The sequence below is a fragment of the Pectobacterium carotovorum genome, from assembly GCF_033898505.1.
GTDB classification, from domain to species: Bacteria; Pseudomonadota; Gammaproteobacteria; order Enterobacterales; family Enterobacteriaceae; genus Pectobacterium; species Pectobacterium carotovorum_J.
Genome location: NZ_JAXAFK010000001.1, coordinates 1,416,829 through 1,436,476, shown reverse-complemented (window position 1 = coordinate 1,436,476; position 19,648 = coordinate 1,416,829). Strand labels below are relative to the sequence as shown.

Below are 19,648 nucleotides of genomic sequence, written 5' to 3'. Positions count from 1 at the left end.
CCCGGTGGTTCCGGGATCTTTGAATGTATTTTATTTATCTTTATTCGCTTTGAGCCGGGACATAATCCAGATTCCTACCCCTAAGGGAATCCCCCCCGATAGACCTTTTCTAGCAGAGTCAATAACTCCGTTCTGCCATGAAAAGTAAAAAAAACCATCCTTAAAAAAGAATACAGATGCGATACCTAATCTAATAAGGAGCACAGTTAAAGCAATGAACACTGTGAATGACGTGATTAGAATCAAAAGAGTTTTAATTCCTATTTTATTTGCCATTTTGATTATTCCTGATTGCCTTTACTTGGTTCTCCGCCTCAGAAGTCGCTGCTTCTGAACTCAAAGCACCGACTACCGCTCCTACGGATTCCGCAGCTCTATCTGAAACAATAGGATTTAGCTTATTACTATAGGTGATTAGTTTACCGCCAGCAGCACCAATCGCCGTACCAATCCCCGCCGCGATGGATGCCGTCAACGGATCTTTATTCTGCAATTTTGCTCCTGCGTAAGCACCGCCAACACTCACAACTTCTGTAAACCAGAATCCTCTGCCTTGTGTGACTGCCCCAGCCCCCGTCGCAATCAGCGCATCGGTATAGCTAAATGAACTATTTCCCATTAACTGATTACTAATATTTGCTGTACCACTAATGGCTCCGCCGCCAATTATTGTGCCAGCACTCAACATACTGGGTAAAAATACCGGCGCGACAACCACTGATGCTCCAACTCCCCACGCGATTAAAAGACCTCGGACAGGATCCTGCCCTTCAGGTATCGTACCTGTGATCAACTTGTGCATCGCATACTGCCGTTCTTCTTCTGTTATCGGATTAAGAATATTACCGTTTTCATCCGTCAGGTTGGTATTGGTGTACAACGACGTTGCCGACTGCCCAAAATCTCTTAGCCCCTGTGGCGTGCTCTTTAAGTCAAAACCAAAAAGATTATTCTCAACCACATTGCGCCCGGACTGTGCGCCGCTGGCGGCAGAAGCAGTGCTGTTGCTTGCCAGACCGGATACCAGCCCAGAGGCCAGCGTGGAAAGTGCTCTGACGGATTGTTTTTCTTCTTCCGTCAGGTCGTTCGCCGTCTTGCCGGGATATTGTGTGGCCATAATCGCACGAGCGGCCAGTTCGCCGCTGGAGGCACCAATCGCCCCCGCCGCCGCATCCTGTCCCGACAGTTGCGCGACCACCGCCCCCACCACTGCGTGCGCCATCGCGTTGGCCGCGATATCCGACGCCGTGATTTTGCTTTCATCCTTCGATATCGTGACATCTTTCACCAGTTGCGCCAGGTACGGCGATGCACCGCTGGCTATCGCTTTCTGGATGTCCCCGCCCGCCAGAGCCTGAATCGCCGCCGTCGCCGCGCGCTGGAAGTCGCTGCCCGTGCCGTATTTCTGCATCTCGGCCTTGTAGGTCGGTGATTCCGTCAGCGCCTTTTTATAGTCCTCCCACATCGCGACCGAATCACCGTCCTGCGGACGTTTGACTTTGGCGTCGCCCTTGGCTTCCGCGGCTTTCTGCGCCTTCAGCTCGCCTTCCGTGCGCACGATATCCATCACCTGCGCGCCGATTTCACCAATCAGCTGCGCCTGTTTCAGGCGTTTTTGCTCTTTCTCTTTGTTAAAGATCGGGCTGAGCGCATTGTTCGCGTGCTCAACGTCACACAGACCGAAATGACGCGCGATTACAGCCGAAGTCCAGCCTATACCTCAAAGGTGCCTAGCCAGAAGCTACGGAATTTGAGGCCGATACCACAGTCATCATCACCGCTGAACATGGACAACTACTGATCCATATAGTACTTGAATGACAGACACAAAATGATTTACAGCATCCCATTAGCCAATTTTATATTTCAAACAAATATCATTTGCTGTTAAATGACCATTAATTAGCTCATTGTATTCACTTTCTGTAATTTCTACTTTTTGTTCTTCAGTTCCCTGAGTTCCTGACAAACAGAAAAAAACATACTGACAATTATTTAATTTCCTTACTCTCCACCAATCCTCGGTTGAGAATTCGTCATCTACCAATGGGACCTTTTCAGGATATGAAAATGATTTCATTGTGTAGTATTTATCCATATCATTCATTTCACTTACCACCATTATATTTATTCAAATCAATCAACTGAGCGTTTGGCTTGTGTGAAAAATCCATTACAGCCTCAGAAACACCACCAGATGTTTTTCCTCCAGGCAACCAAAATTTATTTGCACCAAGCTCATTCCCTGATGGGATTTTCAAATTCTTAATATCTTGCTTCTTGATATAAAAAACGCCTGTATTTGAATTACCTAAGTAGCCCGACTCTAGTCCCAGTTTTTTCTCCACAATCCTGAGATTACCACTTGATTCTTTTATCAATTTGTCGAATTCAGATTTGGGCATCACAAACCCATTATCTGGACCAATAGTTCCATACTTTTTCACATCCCCCATTGAGGTAAATCTCACAGCCCCATCGTCAAACTTAGCCAAATGCGCATCTATTTCAGCTTTTGACATGTATGTTGATGGCTCAGGCCGTTGTCCTTTTGGAGTATTAACAATCTCATTTATTTTAGATTGGCTTAATTTTGAATCTCTAGCTGACACACCTGCTTTACCGGGTAAAAGCACACCAACGCCTGTCCCTGCAAGCAAAGCGGCCCCCTCAGAGACAACCGCCAAGCCTTTACCAAACTCACTGGCATATCGGTCTATGACCGCATTATCGTTACCCGTCTCCTGCTGTACAAATCTGGCAACATCTGGGTCAATCCCCTGTAAGAATCCATTTTCAACATATGCATTATAAGCATCATTTGCAACCTCACGGCCAAATGCACACGTATCAGGGTTCTCTTGACACGATGCTATCTGTTTTTCCCTGTCTTTTTCTGCCTGCTTACGTGCCTCTTCAAGAATAGGAGTAATATCCTCTCCTTTTTCTTTGGCTGCTTTCACTTTTCTGTCCAGCGCATACATATCGCTGGAAAGATAGTTATTCTCAACCGCATTACGCCCTGACTGTGCGCCGCTGGCGGCAGACGCCGTGCTGTTGCCTGCCAGACCGGATACCAGCCCGGAGGCCAGCGTGGAAAGTGCGCTGACCGACTGCTTTTCCGCTTCCGTCAGGTCGTTCGCCGTCTTGCCGGGATATTGTGTGGCCATAATCGCACGGGCAGCCAGTTCACCGCTGGAGGCACCAATCGCCCCCGCGGCCGCATCCTGGCCCGACAGCTGGGCAACTACCGCCCCCACCACGGCGTGCGCCATCGCATTGGCTGCGATATCCGATGCCGTGATTTTGCTTTCATCCTTCGGTAGCGTGGCGTCTTTCACCAGCTGGGCCAGATACGGTGATGCACCGCTGGCAATCGCTTTCTGAATATCCCCGCCCGCCAGAGCCTGGATCGCCGCCGTGGCCGCCTGTGCCGCACGCTGGAAGTCACTGCCTGTGCCGTATTTCTGCATCTCGGCCTTGTAGGTCGGCGATTCCGTCAGCGCCTTTTTATAGGCTTCCCATTCCTGTGCTGAATCACCGTCCTGCGGACGTTTGACTTTAGAGTCACCCTTGGCCTCCGCGGCTTTCTGCGCTTTCAGCTCGCCTTCCGTGCGCACGATATCCATCACCTGCGCGCCGATTTCACCAATCAGCTGCGCCTGTTTCAGGCGTTTCTGCTCTTTCTCTTTGTTAAAGATCGGGCTGAGCGCGTTGTTCGCGTGCTCAACGTCACGGCTCAGCGTAGCGATATCCTGCACCTGCTTCGCCGTATCCCGCAACAACAAGGTACCATCGCTCACCGCAGCATAGGTGGTGCTGGCGGCACTGCCGCTGTTACCCAGCGACATCAGCGCCGACGGGACCGTCATCGCCAGCGTCGAGAGCATACTGCCACTCATCGAGGGGCTCGCGCTGAGACCGATGCCACTGTGCTCCACCTTGAACTCGGCTTTGTTGTTCAGCCCGCTCCAGCCCAGCGTCCCCGTTTCCAGCCGGTTTTTCTCTGCGCTGGCGGTGGAGCCAATCACCGCGGCGTCAAGCTGAGTGTGTTCACCGGTTTTTATACCAAATCCGTCTTTACCGGCAAAGAACCCCGTCTGCTGCTGCACGCTGTCATAGTTGCTGTGGATCTTGTCTTTGCTGGCACTGAGGTAACCACTGCCACTCATCGATCCCCAGGTAAAGCTGCCGCCGGCGGCCACGCTGGTCTGTTTGGAATCATAACGCTCGCTGTCCTGCTGACTTTGCAGCAGCAGATTACGTCCGGCATCAACATCAATACGCCCGCCGTTCACCTGCGCGCCAGTCAGTCGCGTATCACGTTCGCTTTTCAGCGTGACGTGGTTACCCGCATCCACCGTCGTTTCTGACCAGCTATTGCCCGTCCCGGTTTCCCGCCCTTTCGCCGCATTGACGTTAGCAAAAATGCTGAGCCCCGCGCTCCCGTTGCTTAAGCCCAGACTGATGCCGATATTCCCGCCGCTGCTGCTGTTTTTACCGCTGATCTCCTCGCTGTTACGCGCAGAGAGCAGGTGGATATCCCGCGCCGCGTTCATCATGACGTCGCCGCCCGCCTTAAGCTGGCTGCCTGCGACTGTGATATCCCCGGTGCGCGATTCAATGCCAATATCCCCCGCCGCGTTGAGCGTCGAGCCAAAGCTCTGCTTCTGCTCGCTGGTCTGGCTGGAGCGTGAGTTTTGCGCCCCGATAGAAATACTGACGCCAACAAAAGAGGCTTCCCCTTTGTTGTTCAGCTCGGACTGGCTGCCCTGATAGGCCTGATACCCGGACAGCCCGGCTTTCATGCCCTGAAGCAGCGCCAGCCGACCATCGCTTTCACTTTTTGCCGCCTGAATGCTCTGCACCGCGCTGTTGAGCGCCGAGCCCACCACGCCGGAGAGCGCCACGGTCAGACCCGCGGTTTTCTGCTGAAACTCCTGCTGCTGTTTGCGCGTGTCATAGCCCGGATCGAGGGTGACGTTGTTGCCTTGCAGGAGAATGTCTTTCCCGGCCACCATATCGGTGCCGCTAATGGTGACATCATTCCCGGCCTTCACCGTCACCGAGTCGGTCGTACTGCCGAGGGTGCTGATGCTCTGGCTTTGGGTCGCCGCCTGATCGCGCAGTTTCTGGCTGGTCGAGGTTGAACCGATGGTAAAGCCGATGCCGCCACCGCTGAACAGGCCGCTTTTTTTCTTGCTGTGCTCTTCATAGTTCTGGTAGTTCTCGACGCTGGCAGCGGTGTTGACGTCATGATTCGCCAGCAGCGTGACCTGCTTGTCACCGACCACGGAGGAGCCCTGCAGGTTGATATCCTGATTGGCTGCCATCGTGACACTGTCACCCGATAACAGACTGCCTTTCTCATTAGTCTGCAACGTTTCCTGCAGGGTATGCGTCACCGTCTTCGAAAAGCGCTTCTTCTTGACCTGGGTTTCTTCAAAGAACGTGTGTTGCGTTTCGGTGGCCGACAGCAGGTTGATGTTGTTACCCGCCTGTGCCGTCACCGCACCGCTCGCCACACCCTGCGCCGCCTGCAAGTTGATATCTCTGCCCGCCTGCAAGTTCAGGCCCTTGCCCGTCGTTAACTCGGTACTCTGCTGGGTGATGTTTTGCTGCCAGTCGGCATGACGGTTCCACCCGTTGCCGCTGTAGGTCTCTTCCTCTTGGGACAGCAGGTTGAGATCGCGTCCGGCTGCCAGTGTCGCATTGCCTTTGGCGTTCAGGCTGGCCGCTTCGGACAGCACATCCCGCCCAGCCACCAGATTCAGATCGCCCCCGCTCAGGAGCTGGCTGTTTGCCACCGCCTGAGTACGGCGCTGCGCGGTACTGCCCCCCTGATACAGCGTCTCTTTCAGCGTGTCCTGCGCCGTCAGACGGATATCATTACCCGCCGCCAGCGTCAGCGCCGTTCCACCGGAAAGCGAACTGGCATCGATCTGAATATCCTGGCCCGCCACCGCGCTCAGCGCACCGCCGGCATTGACGGTGCTGCCCTGCACAGCGGTGTTCAGCGCGGTGTTGTTACTACCCCAACCGATATCCACGCGGTTGTTGGTCAGCGTCAGCGCCTCAATCGCCACATTACCTTTGGCGTTCAGCGCCATGTCCTGTCCGGCGTTGAGCGTAGCCGCCACGTTGCGGATATCCTTGCCCGCGCTGAGCGTCAGGCTGTTGCCCGCCACAATCTCGGCGGTTTTGCCGAGTTCAGTGAAGACCAGCGAGCCGGTGCCGCTGCGCGAAGCCGTCGGCTGTGCGGTCTGGAAGTTGCGGCTTTCGGTTCGGTTGATGATATCGCCGTTGATGCTGGCGAGCTGCAGCGTGTTGCCTTCAATCCGGCTGCCGCTGTTGGTGATATTGTTGAGCGCCACCAGATTCAGACCGCCGTCTGACTTGATCAAACCGCCTTCGTGGTTATCAATCTTGTTGCCGCTGGCAATCGCCAGCAATTCCACCGCGTTAAGCGTACCGCTGTTGGTAACGCTGCCGCCCGCGTTCAGTTCAACCTTGTTCGCGACAATCGCGCTGCCCTGCAGGTTGCTTTTATCCGCCTGCGCCAGATACAGCTTCGGTGCCAGCACGGTTTGCCCGTTGACCTCGATATTTTCCCACCAGACCATGCTCTGGCTGAGGTTCGCGACCTGATCCGGCGTCAGGCTGACGCCCAACTGCAGGTTCATGCCTTTCTGCGCCGCAGCCGCGTTATCCAGCAGTTTCTGCATCTGTTCCAGATCGGAGCCGGTGCCATTCAGGTGGCGCTGCCCGCTCTGTTTCAACACCGCCTGACTGATGTAGCGGGTATCAAACTCCGCATCTCCGAGGAAGCGGTAATCGTGGTCTGCATCCAGATTCAGTTTATCCAACAGATAGGACGATCCCAGTACCCTATCGGCCTGCGTCCACTGTGAGCGCGTCTCGACCGGTACCACCGTTGACGGCTGCTGTCCCAGTAGCGTCTGCAGATCGCTGAACAGCGCGTTATCCACCTGCCCCAGTTGTTCCAGTTTCGGGTTGGTGTGGATCAGGTAACGGCTGTCCGCATTTGGATCGACAACCAGCAGCCCGTTATTGCCCGTCGGCAGCGGATAATCGGCAAGCGGGTTGGTGCTCAGATTTTGCAGCCCGTTGCCGATGGCGCTCAGCAGCGCGGCGGCAGAGAGAGGTTGTGGCGCAGCTCCGCCCGGCAGAGTGTCTGCACCGACCGTCGGCTTCGGTGCGTCAATCGCCGCCATGCCCGGTGTGGCCAACGCAGCAGGCGCTTCCACCGTGCCCGCTATCGTGACGCCCGTTGCGGTATTGTCCACGTTAACCGGCGTCAGGCTCTTGCCGCCATCGGGCCGCTGACCTGTCGACGTCAGTGCGACCGCATCGGGGTTGTTGACGTGACCGGAAGCTGAAGGCGCTAACACCACCGCGTCACCGGTGTTGAGCACCAGCGGCCCGGCGGTATTCGGCGCCGCAATTACCGCGCTGATGTTATCCGCCTGCGCGCCCGCTTGCAGCACGATGCCTGCCTGCTGCGTCAATTCGACCGCATCGGGATTGCTGACGTGCCTGGAAGTAGAAGGTTGTAACACCACTGCGTCACCGGTATTGAGCGTCAGCGGCCCGGCAGTATTTGGAGCCGCGATGGCCGTGGTGATGTTGTCCGCCTGGGCGCCCGCGTGCAGCGCGGTGCCCGCCTGCGGCGTCAGCGTCACCGTTTTGCCTGTCGCCGTCACGCCTGCGGCATTGCCGGCGAGCGTTGCCTGCCCGCTACCTGCTTTGGTGACGTCTACCGTACCGGCGTTAAACGACGAATCCTGACTGGCCAACTGGCGCGTGGTCTGCTTCTGCAAGGGTGACAGCGTGGTAATGGCATCCAGCACTGGTTTGGTCGAGGCAGGCATAAACCCGCCGCTGCCCGGTTGCAACGTGGTATTGCTGACATCCTGTTTAACATCGGCGGTAATGGTGCCGCCCGCCTGAATTAAGGCGTTATAACTTTCGCCTTCGGTTTTTTCGTAAGTTGGGGTGCCGGATAGGATATAGCGCATGAAATGCCACATTCTTGAACTATCATAGCCCTTCATCCCTCCAAAACCGAATAACCTTCCATTCTCATAATATTCACCTGGCCGATATTTAATCGTTGAACCAAAGGATTGAAAATACCCAGGCAACAACATTCTACCCTGTTGATTTTCATAGGTTAGATATTCGATAGAAGTACCAGCCTGGTAAGAGAGATTATTTATTATATCGCCACTGATAAATATATTTTCCAACGCAAAAATTAATGACGCGTGATTATTCACCTCTATAGAGTTTATAAACAAATCATTATCAGATTTAATAACCCCTTCGCTACCTTTCGCAATAATATCAACAGATTTTTTTGTAGCTATAAACTTTTGAACATCAGCACGTTCAAATGGAACATATACAGCAGAAGTGGAACTTCTATTTATTCCGTGATCATCTGTTTCATGAAAAATAACGACTCCATAATCCTCTGGTTTAAACCACCCAATGGGAATATCCGCCGTCGTTTTCCCCGCCCAATCCGGCACTGAGTCCCCCGCCAATTCCGTTTCCGTCACCACCAACCCCTCACGCTGGTTAGTCAGCGTGCCGGTGTTAATGGTGATATCGCCGGACTGGGTTTCGATGGTGCCGGAGCTGTTGAGCAGCGAGGTGCTGGCGTTGCCCTGTGCGTCACGCTGAATGAGCAGGTTATTGCCTGCCAGTATGGTGCCGAACACGTTGGTCAGCGAATCCGACAGCAGGCGCATGTTGTCGCCCGCATACAGCATGCTGCTGTTGTGTAGCAAACCGCCGGCCTGCACCAGCAGGTCACCGGTGGTGCCAATCAGCCCTTGGTTATTCAGCGTATTGTCGCTTATCAGTGTCAGATTACCGCCCGCCTGAACGCTGCCCGCTTCTGCCTGTACGATGTCTTTTGCACTGATCCGCGAGTCCCCGCCGCCCGCCAGAATGCGGCCCTGATTGGTCAGCGTGCCGGTGCTGGTCAGTTGGACGGATTGACCCTGTAACGTCCCGCGCTGGTCGAGGTCACCCGCCACGTTCAGCGTCAGCTGCTGTCCGGCAGCCATGGTTTGCGTGAAGGTCAGCGGACCGGTGACATCGGCGCTCAGGTTGCCCAGCGCCACCAGTTGCCCGTCCTGCTGCAGTTCATGGGTTTTCAGGCGCAGGTCCTGTGCGCTGTAGAGTTTCGCGCCCTGACGGTTAATCAGCCGCTGCGTCTGCAGCGCCAGCTGTGTCAGCCCCAGCAGCGTGCCGTGGTTGTCCAGCTCATCCGCGATAATCTCCAGTTCACCGGCCTGCACCAGCCCGTTATTCACCCACTGCGGAATGTTCAGCGTCAGTTTGTCCTGCGCCATCAGGCTGCCCTGCTGGGTCAGCTGCGCGGTGTTGAGCACCAGCCCGCGTCCCTGCAACCAGCCGTGGTTGTCCACCGCCGCCGCGTTCAGCGTGGTGGTGCCATCGGACAACAGTTGTCCGCTCTGCTGGTTGATAATCCGGTCGGTCGCGTCCAGTTGCAATGCCGCGGTGCCCTGCACCGTGCCACCGTTGGTGACGGTGTTGCCCGTCAGAATGGTGGCGGCGGCCTTGATGTCGCCCTGATTGTCCAGTGCAGTCGCCTGCACGTTCAGCGTGGCATCGCTGCTTAAACGCGCCTGCGGCGCATTGCTGAACTGGCCGACAACGGTGGCATTGAGCGCACGGTCGCCACGCAGGGTGCCGTGGTTAGTGAGTTCATCGGCACCCAGCGTCAGCGTGTTTCCCTGTATCTGCCCGCGGTTGGTGATGTCATGTGCCGTCAGGCTCAGGTCGCCGCCGCTGACCAGTTGGCTGCCCTGTGCGCCCTGATAGGTCCCGCTCAGCTGCAGCGTCCCGCGCTGCACGCCCAGCAGATTGCCCTGCTGCTCCAGGTCACGCGCGGTCAGGCGCAGGTCGTCCGCTTGCCACAGCCCCTGATTACTCAGCACGCCGGTGGTCAGTTCCCCTGTGCCGCCGCTGAGCAACCGCCCCGTCGCCAGGTTATCGACGCGATTGGTGAGCTGCAGCGTAAAGCCGCCGATACCCGTTAGCGTGCCGCCGTTCTCCAGCGTCTTGCCGGTTAACGTCACCGCGCCCTGCGAGAACAGCTCACCCTGATTGTTCAGCACGTTGCCATTGAGCGACAGGCTGTTCAGCCCCGCGACGGTGCCGCGATTGCTGAATGTGTCACCGTTCAGCGTCAGTGTACCCGCCTGCCATAACCCGGCGTTGTCCGCCTGTTTAGCCTGGAGCGTAGCCGCACCGTTGCTGAGCAACTGGCTGCTTTTATCGCCGACATAGCGCAGCACATCAAGCAGGCGCAGCGCGTCGGTACCCTGAATACGACCCTGATTCTCCATCTCACGGGCGCGCAGTTGCAGGTTGTTAGCCTGCAGCGTACCGGCATTGCGCAGCGTGCCGCTGTCGAGGCGACCTTCGCCGTTGGTCAGCAGTTCCGCCCCGGCGCGGTTAATCAGCTCGTCACGGTTAGTCACCGTCAGGCCGTGGCTACCCAGTATGCGTCCGCCATTATCCAGCGCGCGGGTGGTCAGATTCAGCGTGCCCGCGGCTATCTCACCGCTCTGGTTCAGGCGGTCGGCCGTGATAACGGCATCGCCATCGCTCAGCAGGCGAGACGTTTCACGTCCCTGATAAGTGCCCAGCAAATCAAGCCGTAGCCCGTCCTGACCGAGCAGCGTCCCGCCGTTGGTCAGGCCGTTCGCCGTCAACGCCAGCGTGTTGCCCTGCCAGAACCCGTCGTTAATGACATCACCAGCCTGCGCCTGCAGGGCACCGTTGGTCAGAAGCTGGCCGGTGCTGCCGACCGTCAGGCCATCGCGCAGTTCCAGTGTGATGCCACGCTCACCGATAACCGTGCCGGTGTTGTCGAACGCGCCACCATTCAGCGCCAGCGCCCGGCTTTCCCAGCGCCCGCTGTTGCGCAGCTGATTGCCGCGCAGCGTCAGCGTGTCGGCAGTATGCAGCAGGCCCGAGCCCTGATAGTCGCCGTCAAGCGTCAGCGCCCCGTCGGCAATTACGTTGCCCGCGTTGTTTACCGCACTGCTGTCGAGCGTCAGCTTACCCACGCCGGAGACCGTGCCCTGATTGTCGAGCAGGCTGGCGCTCAGCCAGCTGTCACCGCCGGAGAGCAACGTGCCCTGATTGGTTAACCGGCTGGCGGGGTTAGCGCGGTCCAGCGCGATGGCTAACCCGTGGTCCCCCTGCATCCGCCCGCGGTTGGTCAGTTGCTGGGCCTCAAACGTCAGGCGGTCCGCCTGCACGTCACCGTCGTTTGCCGCCGTCGCCGCACGTAATGTCGCAAGCCCCTGCGACAGCAGCGTGCCGCCCTGCTGGTTGCCAAGGTCAGTGGTGGTCGTCAGCGACAGAGCGTTGAGACCAAAAATCTGACCACGGTTGGTCAGGTCAGTGGCCTGCAGCGTGATATCGCCCGCCTGCCACTGGCCGTTATTGTCAACCTGGTCCGCCGTCAGCGTACTGCTGCCCTGGCTCAGCCAGTTGCCCTGATTGCGTGCCGTTCCCGCAATTGCCAACGTCAGGGCATCCACGCCCAGCATCTTGCCGTGGTTATCCAGCGCCTGCGCGTCCACCTTCAGCTTACGGGCTTCCAGCGTGCCCTGCTGCTCGATATGGTTCGCCACCACGCCCAGCGTGCTGCTGCCGCTGATAAGCCCGCGATTATCCAGTTGATTACGCACATTCAGTTGCAGATCGTCCGAGCCCAGCATCTGCCCGCGGTTCAGCACATTCGTCGCGCTGACGTTGATGTTTTTACTGGTGAGGTCACCGCTGTTAGTCAGGGTGCCGTCCAGCGTCAGTTGCAGGTCACGCGTGCCGTTCAGCTGTCCGCCATTGGTCACCTCATCGGCAGTAATGGCCAGTGTCTGGCTGTTCAGCGCGCCCTGATTATCAAGATGATTGCCGAGCGCCAGCGTCAGCCCGTTCACGCCCATTAGGGTACCGTGGTTGACGACGTCATTGGCCTTGAGGGTCAGCGCATGACTGCTGATGTCACGCGTATTATTCAGCGTCCCATTCAGATGTAGATTCAGGCTGTCGACGCCGGTGAGCGTGCCGTGGTTGGTCAGGTCGTTCGCGTGCAGCGTCACCGCCGCTCCGTACAGCGTGCCACGGTTGGTGAGGCTATTACCGGTTGTCAGTTCAAGGCGGTCGAGGCCGTTGATTTTCCCACTGTTATCCAGCCTGTCGGCCTGCGCAGTCAGTTGATAGCTGTTCAGCGTGCCCTGATTGGTTAAGGCGTCATCCAGCGTCAGTTGAAGACCGTCAACGCCGGTGAGGGTGCCTTCGTTGGTCAGCGTCCGGGCAGCAACAGTGGCGAGCTTGCTCCACAGCGTGCCCTTATTGTGTAATTCGCCGTTTGCCAGCGTCGCCTTCAGCGTTTTATCGCCCTGAATATGGCCGACGTTGGTCAGGTTTTGCGCGTCCAGCGCCAGGCTGTCCGCCTGCCACTCGCCCTCGTTGCTTGCCTCGGCCGCGTTCAGCACCGCCATGCCCTGCGTGAGCAGCGTGCCGGTTTGCGCATTGGTCAATTTATTTTTCGCCGTCAGCGACAGCGCCGACAGTCCCAGTAGCCGTCCGGCATTCCCGACGTCATCCGCCGTCAGCGCCAGCGTGTTGCCCTGCCAGAACCCGTCGTTCATGACCGTGGCTGCCTGCGCCTGCAGGATACCGTTGGTCAGCAGTTGGCCGGTGCTGCCAACCGTCAGGTCATCCCGTAGTTCCAGTGTGATGCCACGCTCACCGATAACCGTGCCGGTGTTGTCGAACGCACCGCCGTTCAGCACCAGCGCCCGGCTTTCCCAGCGTCCGCTATTGCGCAGCAGATTGCCGCGCAGCGTCAACGTGTCGGCGGTATGCAGCAGGCCTGTGCCCTGATAGTCGCCATCGAGCGACAACGCCCCGTCGGCAATCACGTTGCCCGCGTTGTTTATCGCACCGCTGTCGAGCGTCACCTTACCCACGCCGGACACGGTGCCCTGATTGTTGAGCTGGCTGGCGCTCAGCCAGCTGTCGCCGCCGGAGAGCAACGTCCCCTGATTGGTTAACCGGCTGGCGGGGTTGGTACGATCCAGCGTGATGGCCAACCCGTGGTCCCCCTGCATCCGCCCACGGTTGGTCAACTGCTGCGCGTCAAACGTCAGGCGGTCCGCCTGCGCGTTGCCGTCGTTTGCCACCGTCGCCGCACGCAATACCGCAATACCCTGCGACAGGAGTTTCCCGTTTTGCTGATTCGTCAGGCCGTTGGCGGCACTCAGCGACAGCGCATTAATACCAAAAATCTGTCCGCGGTTGGTCAGGTCAGTGGCCTGCAGCGTGATGTCACCTGCCTGCCACTGCCCCTGATTATCAACCTGATCTGCCGTCAGCGTGCTGGTGCCCTGGCTCAGCCAGTTGCCCTGATTGCGGGCCGTTCCCGCAATTGCCAGCGTCAGTGCATCGACACCCAGCATCTTGCCGTGGTTATCCAGCGTCTGCGCGTCCACCTTCAGCTTACGGGCTTCCAGCGTGCCCTGCTGGTCGATATGGTTCGCAACGATACCCAGCGTGGTGCTGCCGCTGATAAGCCCGCGGTTATCCAGTTGATTACGCAGATCCAATTGCAGATCGTCCGAGCCCAGCACCTGCCCGTGGTTCAGCACGTCCGCCGCGGTGATACCGATACGCTGGCTGGTAAGGTCACCGGTGTTGGTCAGGGTGCCGTCCAGCATCAGTTGCAGGTCACGCGTGCCGTTAAGCTGCCCGCCGTTGGTCACGTCGCGGGCGGCAATGGCGAGCGCCTGGCTGTTCAGCGCCCCCTGATTATCAAGATGATGGCCGAGCGCCAGCGTCAGCCCGTTCACGCCCGTCAGAGCGCCGTGGTTGACGACGTCATTGGCCTTGAGGGTCAGCGCATGACTGCTGATGTCGCTAGTATTATTCAGCGCTCCATTCAGATGTAGATTCAGGCTGTCGACACCGGTGAGCGTGCCGTGGTTGGTCAGGTCGCTGGCGTTCAGCGTCACCGCCGCCCCGTACAGCGTGCCGCGGTTGGTGAGGCTATTGCCAGTTGTCAGTTCAAGGCGGTCGAGGCCGTTGATTTTCCCGCGGTTATCCAGTCTGTCGGCCTGTGTGGTCAGTTGAGAGCTGTTCAGCGTACCCTGATTGATTAACGCCTCATCCAGCGTCAGTTGCAGCCCGGCCGCCCCGGTGAGGGTGCCGTCGTTGCTCAGCGTCCGGGCGGCAATAGTGGCGAGCGTGCTCCACAGCGTGCCCTGATTGTGTAATTCGCCGTTTGCCAGCGTCGCCTTCAGCGAGGTATCCCCCTGAATATGACCGACGTTGGTCAGTTGCTGCGCGTCCAGCGTCAGGCTGTCCGCCTGCCATTCGCCCTCATTGCTCGCCTCAGCCGCGTTCAGCACCGCCAGGCCCTGGGTGAGCAGCGTGCCGGTTTTCGCATTGTTCAGGCGGCCCGTTGCCGTCAGCATCAGTGCCGACAGCCCCAGCAGTTGTCCGGCATTCTCGACGTCATCCGCCGTCAACGTCATCGTCTTCGCCTGCCACTGGCCTGAGTTCTCCAGCCGTCTGGCGGTCAGCGTGCTGTCGCCCTGACTCAGCCATTTTCCGCTGTTGCGCGCTGTGGTATTAATCGCCAGCGTCAGCGCATCCACGCCCAGCATCGTGCCCTGATTGTCGAGCGCATCCGCCTGCACAAGCAGTTGGCGGCTTTCCAGTGAACCCAACTGATCGACCTGATCAGCCTCCAGCTGCACCCGCTGACTGCCGCTCATCAGGCCGCTATTGCGCACCGTCTTCTGCAGCGTCAGGTGTAGCGCGTCACCGGAGACCTCGCCCTGATTGAACAGGTCAGTCGCCGACAGCCCCAGCGTCGCCCCATAAAGCTGGCCCTGATTGGTCAGGCGGTCAGCAACGGTCAGTTGCAGTGCATCAATGCCGGCAATCTCGCCGCCGTTAAACAGGGTATCGGCCGTGATGTCTGTCCGCTGCCCCAGCAGCGTGCCCTGATTCTCCAGCGCGTGTCCTTGCAGTTGGATAGAGTTTGCCTGCCACCGTCCGCGGTTGGTGAGCGTCGCACCGGACCAGTCCAGCAACCCGTCAGTCTGCAGCGACCCGCTGCCCTGATAATTTCCCGCCAGTGACAGCGAGGTGACGGCCAGCACGGTTCCGGCATTCTCCACCGTCTCGCCGATAAGGGTTGCCGTGCCGTTGCTGGCGAGTGAGCCCTGATTGGCTAGCTGCGTGGCGCGCAGCTGCGTGTCATCCCCGGACACCAGCGTGCCGCGGTTGTCCAGCACACCGTCTGTTGCTCCGCGGCCCTGACGTGTGGATGACGCATTGAGTTGCTGAATATCTGCCGCCAGCGACAGCGCCATCGGCAGGAATGAACCCTGATGTGCAGCGCTTGCAGGCGCGACCGTGATGCCGATATCGCCTTCGGCCTGCACCCGTCCGGCGTTGGTGAAACTGGCCGCCTGAAGCGTCAGGTTATCCGCCAGCCACTCGCCGTGGTTCTCTGCCTGAGCCGCCTGCAACACCGCCGCGCCCTGCGTCAGCAGCTTCCCGGTCTGCTGGTTGGTCAGCCCGTGCTGTGCTGTTATGGAGAGCGCGTCAATCCCCAGTATCTGCCCGGCATTCACGAGCTCATCAGCCTGCAGAGTCAGGCTCCCCGCCTGCCACTGTCCGCGGTTGTCCACCTGCTGTGCCGTTACCACGCCATTTTTCTGGGTCAGCAGGCTGCCATCATTAGACAGGTTACCGGCAATCGACAGCGTCAGCGCATCCACGCCCAGGATTTTGCCCTGATTGGTCAGCGAGGCCGCATCCAGCGTGACGGTTTTTCCTTCCAGCGTGCCGCGTTGTTCGACGGCATCTGCCGTCACCGCCAGCGTGTTGCTGCCGCCGATCGCGCCCGCGTTATCCAATAACCCCGCCACATCCAGTTGCAGATTATTAATGCCCTGCAACTCGCCACGGTTGTTCATGCCCGCCGCCGCAACCGACAGGCTGTCGCTGCGCAACGTGCCGATATTATTCAGGTTGCCGCCGAGCGACAGCGTTAGCGTATCGACACCCGTGATGTCGCCGTGGTTAACCAGACGATCTGCGGAAAGCACGACCGAGTTCCCCAGCACTGTGCCCTGATTGGTAACGTGCTTCCCTTGTAAGGACAGCGCACGGCTTTCCCAGTGCCCGTTATTCGCCAGCGTGTCGCCGTGCAGCGTCAATGTACCCGCCGTATTCAGCAGGCCACGGCCCTGATAGTCGCCGCGCAGCGACAGGCCTGTCGCCGCGACCAGACGGCCGTCGTTAATCAGCGACAGTCCGGTCAACGACGTATGGCCCAGACTGGACAATGAGCCCTGGTTATCCATCAGGCGCGCGAACAGTGTGGCGTCCCCACCTGTCGTCACGGTGCCACGGTTAACTAGTGTGCCTTTGCCATCCGTTGCGGGTAGCGTCAGGGACAAGGCCTCATCCCCCTGAATCTGCCCGTCATTGGTCAGATTCTCTGCCGCCAGCGTCAGGGCTTTCGCCTGCCAGTCTCCGGCATTGACGGCATCCGCCGCCGTGAGCGTCGCTACGCCCTGAGACAGCAGTTTTCCTGCCTGCCGGTTGGTGAGCCCGTAGGTCGCCGTCAGCGCCAGCGAGGACACACCAACGATTTTCCCCGCGTTATCCAGTTCATCGACCTGCAGCGTGGCGTTTTTCGCCTGCAAGGTCCCCTGATTATCAAACCGGTGTGCCGATGTGGTGCTGTCGCCCTCGCTCAGCAACTCACCCTGATTGGACAGGTTGCCGGCTATCGCCAGCGTCAGCGCATCGGTGCCGTGAAGCGTGCCCTGATTGGTAAGGCGTGCTGCTTCCGCACGGAGCTGATTGCTCTGCAGCGTGCCGGCGTTAGTCAGGTTGCCGCTCAGGAAGAGCGACAGGTTAGTGATACCGCTCATCGTGCCGCGGTTGTTGAGATATTCACCGTCTGCCGTCAGGGTTAACGCCTGCAGCGAGCCCCGATTCTCGGCCTTCGCCGCCTGAAGGCGCAGCGACTCTCCGCTGAGCCAGTCGCCGCTATTGGTAAAGGTATCGGCGACAGTCAGATTCACCGCGCCCCGCGCCTGTGCCTGCCCGCTGCTGGTGAGGGTCATCGCCTGAATAGCCAGTGCATTACCCTGCAACGTCCCGGCCTGGCTGGCGGTATTGCTGTTAATCGTCCAGTTCCCGGTGGCCAGCAGGCTGCCGCGGTTGTCCAGTTGCGTAGCGGTAATCTGTCCGTCGCCGGTAATACTGGTTTTACCCGCGTTGAGCCAGCGCTCGGCATTCAGCAGGAACTGCTGCGCCTGAATCGCGCCATCGGTCTCCGCCTGTCCGGCGTTCACCGTCAGGTCGGTGCCCGCCAGCAGCGTGCCGCGAGCGGATTGCGTCAGGGTACGCGTGGCGTCCAGTTGCAGTGCGTTGTCGGCCTGCAGTGTCCCCTGATTGGCGAGCGTACCGGTGTGCAGTTGCAATGCCGGTGCGGTGAGCGTGCCGGCATTGCTGAGGCGGTCAGCGGTGACCTGCAGGGTGTTGCCGGCCTGCATCAGGCCGCGGTTATCCAGCGCGTCTCCCAGCGTCAGCGCCAGTTTTTCACCCGCACTGAGCGTGCCGCGGTTCACCAGACTACCGCCGTGCAGCGCCAGCATCTGTTGTGCATTGATAACATTATGGTTTTCGGTCGTCTGACTGGTCAGATCGAGTTCGTTCGCGGTCACCTCGCCCTGATTGGTGAACTGGTTAGCTTGTGCGTTCAGCGTCGCAGCCTGCAGTGTGCCGTCATTGGTGAGGTGGTCGGCCAGCAAAAACAGCTGATTATCGGTCAGAATGTTGCCCTGATTGTTCAGCACCGTTTGCAGTTCCAGTTTCACCTCGTTCCGGGCGCTGAGTAATCCGCTGTTGTCCAGACGCTGTGCGTTAACCGTCAACCGCTCGGCCGCCGCCAGCGTGCCGCGATTCGTTATGTCACCGCCGCTGAACGTCAATGCCTGCAGTGCGGCGATATCGCCGCGGTTGTCCAGCGCATCCAGCGTCAGCGTGAGGGTTTTCCCCGCCAGCGTACCGCGCTGCACCAGACGTCCGCCGTCAACGGTGAGCCCATTACCGGCGGTCAGATTGCCCTGCCAGTCGCCCTGCTGCGCTACACGCACCGTGGCACGGTCTTTCGCCTGAAGCTGGGCGCTGCCTGCACCGTTAAGCGTTTTCGCCTCGAGTCGCACATCCTCAGCGCCCGCGCTCCCCGCCAGCGATACGGCGTCGCCGCGCACCTCAAGCACCGACTCCGCTTTGATGCCGCTTTGCGCATCCTGCTGCAGCGATTGCCCTGCGTCGATCGTCACCTTACCGGCAGCAAGCTGGGTAGACTCAAGAGTGACGCCGTCACTTTTTATGGAGGCGTGATGTGCTGATTTGACCTTGCCCTGCGCATCGACGCCCGCACTGATGACGCTGTTTTGCGCGTTCAGCCCGCCACCCGATGACAACTCGATATTTTGCCCGGCACGCAGCGTCGCGTCCTGCAACGTGATGTCCTGTCTGGCGTTCAGCGTCAGCGCGTCACCCGCCTGCTGTTTACCCCGCAACGCCAGCGCATCCGCGTCTGCCTGAATCGTGCCTTGCGCCACCGTATCGCCCAGGGTGAGTTTACCGTTGGCCGACAGCGTGATATCGCCACTGCGCGCACTCAGATTACCGACGTTGACGCCTACGCCCTTATCGCTGGAAACCAGCTTGATGCGGTTGGTGTACATGCCGCCCAGTGCGCCCGTATCCAGCGCGACCTTAACGCCGCTATCCGCCGCCTGCGCCGTCACCTTGCCCGTCGCGTCAACCTGATTGGCACCGAGCACAATCCGGGTATCGTTGGCATTCAGCCCGGCATTAATCTGCGCCGTGCGGGCAATCAGGCTAAGGTAGTCACTTTTGCTCGCATCCAGCCCCTGCCCGGTCAGCGTGATATCGCCGCGCTTCACGTCGATATGTTGCAGGTTTCCCTGCGCATCCAGCTGGGGTTTTCCGGTGGTCAGCGTCACCTGCGGGGTATTGATAAAACCGCAGCCATCGCAGGTAATGCCGTTCGGGTTGGCCACGATGACGCTGGCCTGTTTGCCCCCCACTTCAAGGTAGCCCGCCAGCGTACTGCGGTTGGTGGACACCACTTCGTTGATAATGGCGTCGGCGGCTTTACCTTTCAGGTTGGGGTTGTTCTGGATCAGCCCGCCGAGCTGGGTAGGGTTCAACTGGGCCGTGCCGTTATTCAGGATCAGGCCGGGCTTGTCGACGTTAAAGTCCTGGTACTGGTTGTGGGAAATCCCCGCGCTGTTTGGCGTGGCGATATTGATGACCGGTACGCCATTACCCGCCTGATCCAGCGAGGTGTTGCCCGCCGCGACCTGCACACCCGCCGCCATCGCTGGCAGCAGCGGCTGAAACGCAATAAGGTGGATCAGCGTGTACGCCAGCAGGCGCTGTGTGGTTTTTACTGGTTTCATCCCTGATCCCCGGTCTTAATGATTAACAACGAAACATTAAAAATGAA

Annotated in this window: 4 protein-coding genes; all 4 read right to left on the bottom strand. The window is 58.8% G+C overall.

Annotated elements, in window-relative coordinates; all coding sequences use genetic code 11:
* Positions 1 to 30: 30 nt before the first annotated feature.
* Positions 31 to 276 (bottom strand): immunity protein, encoded by a 246-nt coding sequence (locus tag R9X49_RS06250; RefSeq protein ID WP_319847607.1) that lies wholly within the window; start codon positions 274 to 276, stop codon positions 31 to 33.
* Positions 266 to 1,567 (bottom strand): VENN motif pre-toxin domain-containing protein, encoded by a 1,302-nt coding sequence (locus R9X49_RS06245; RefSeq protein WP_319848595.1) that lies wholly within the window; start codon positions 1,565 to 1,567, stop codon positions 266 to 268. Before R9X49_RS06245 ends, R9X49_RS06250 begins: the two co-directional genes overlap by 11 nt.
* Before the next feature lie 282 nt (positions 1,568 to 1,849).
* A complete protein-coding gene (locus R9X49_RS06240; protein ID WP_319847606.1) occupies positions 1,850 to 2,107 on the bottom strand; it encodes a hypothetical protein in 258 nt (85 codons plus the stop codon).
* A 1-nt stretch (position 2,108) separates the two neighbouring features.
* The gene (locus tag R9X49_RS06235) at positions 2,109 to 19,601 is read right to left on the bottom strand and encodes a hemagglutinin repeat-containing protein (protein ID WP_319847605.1); all 17,493 of its coding nucleotides are present in this window, start codon (positions 19,599 to 19,601) and stop codon (positions 2,109 to 2,111) included.
* Positions 19,602 to 19,648 lie beyond the last annotated feature (47 nt).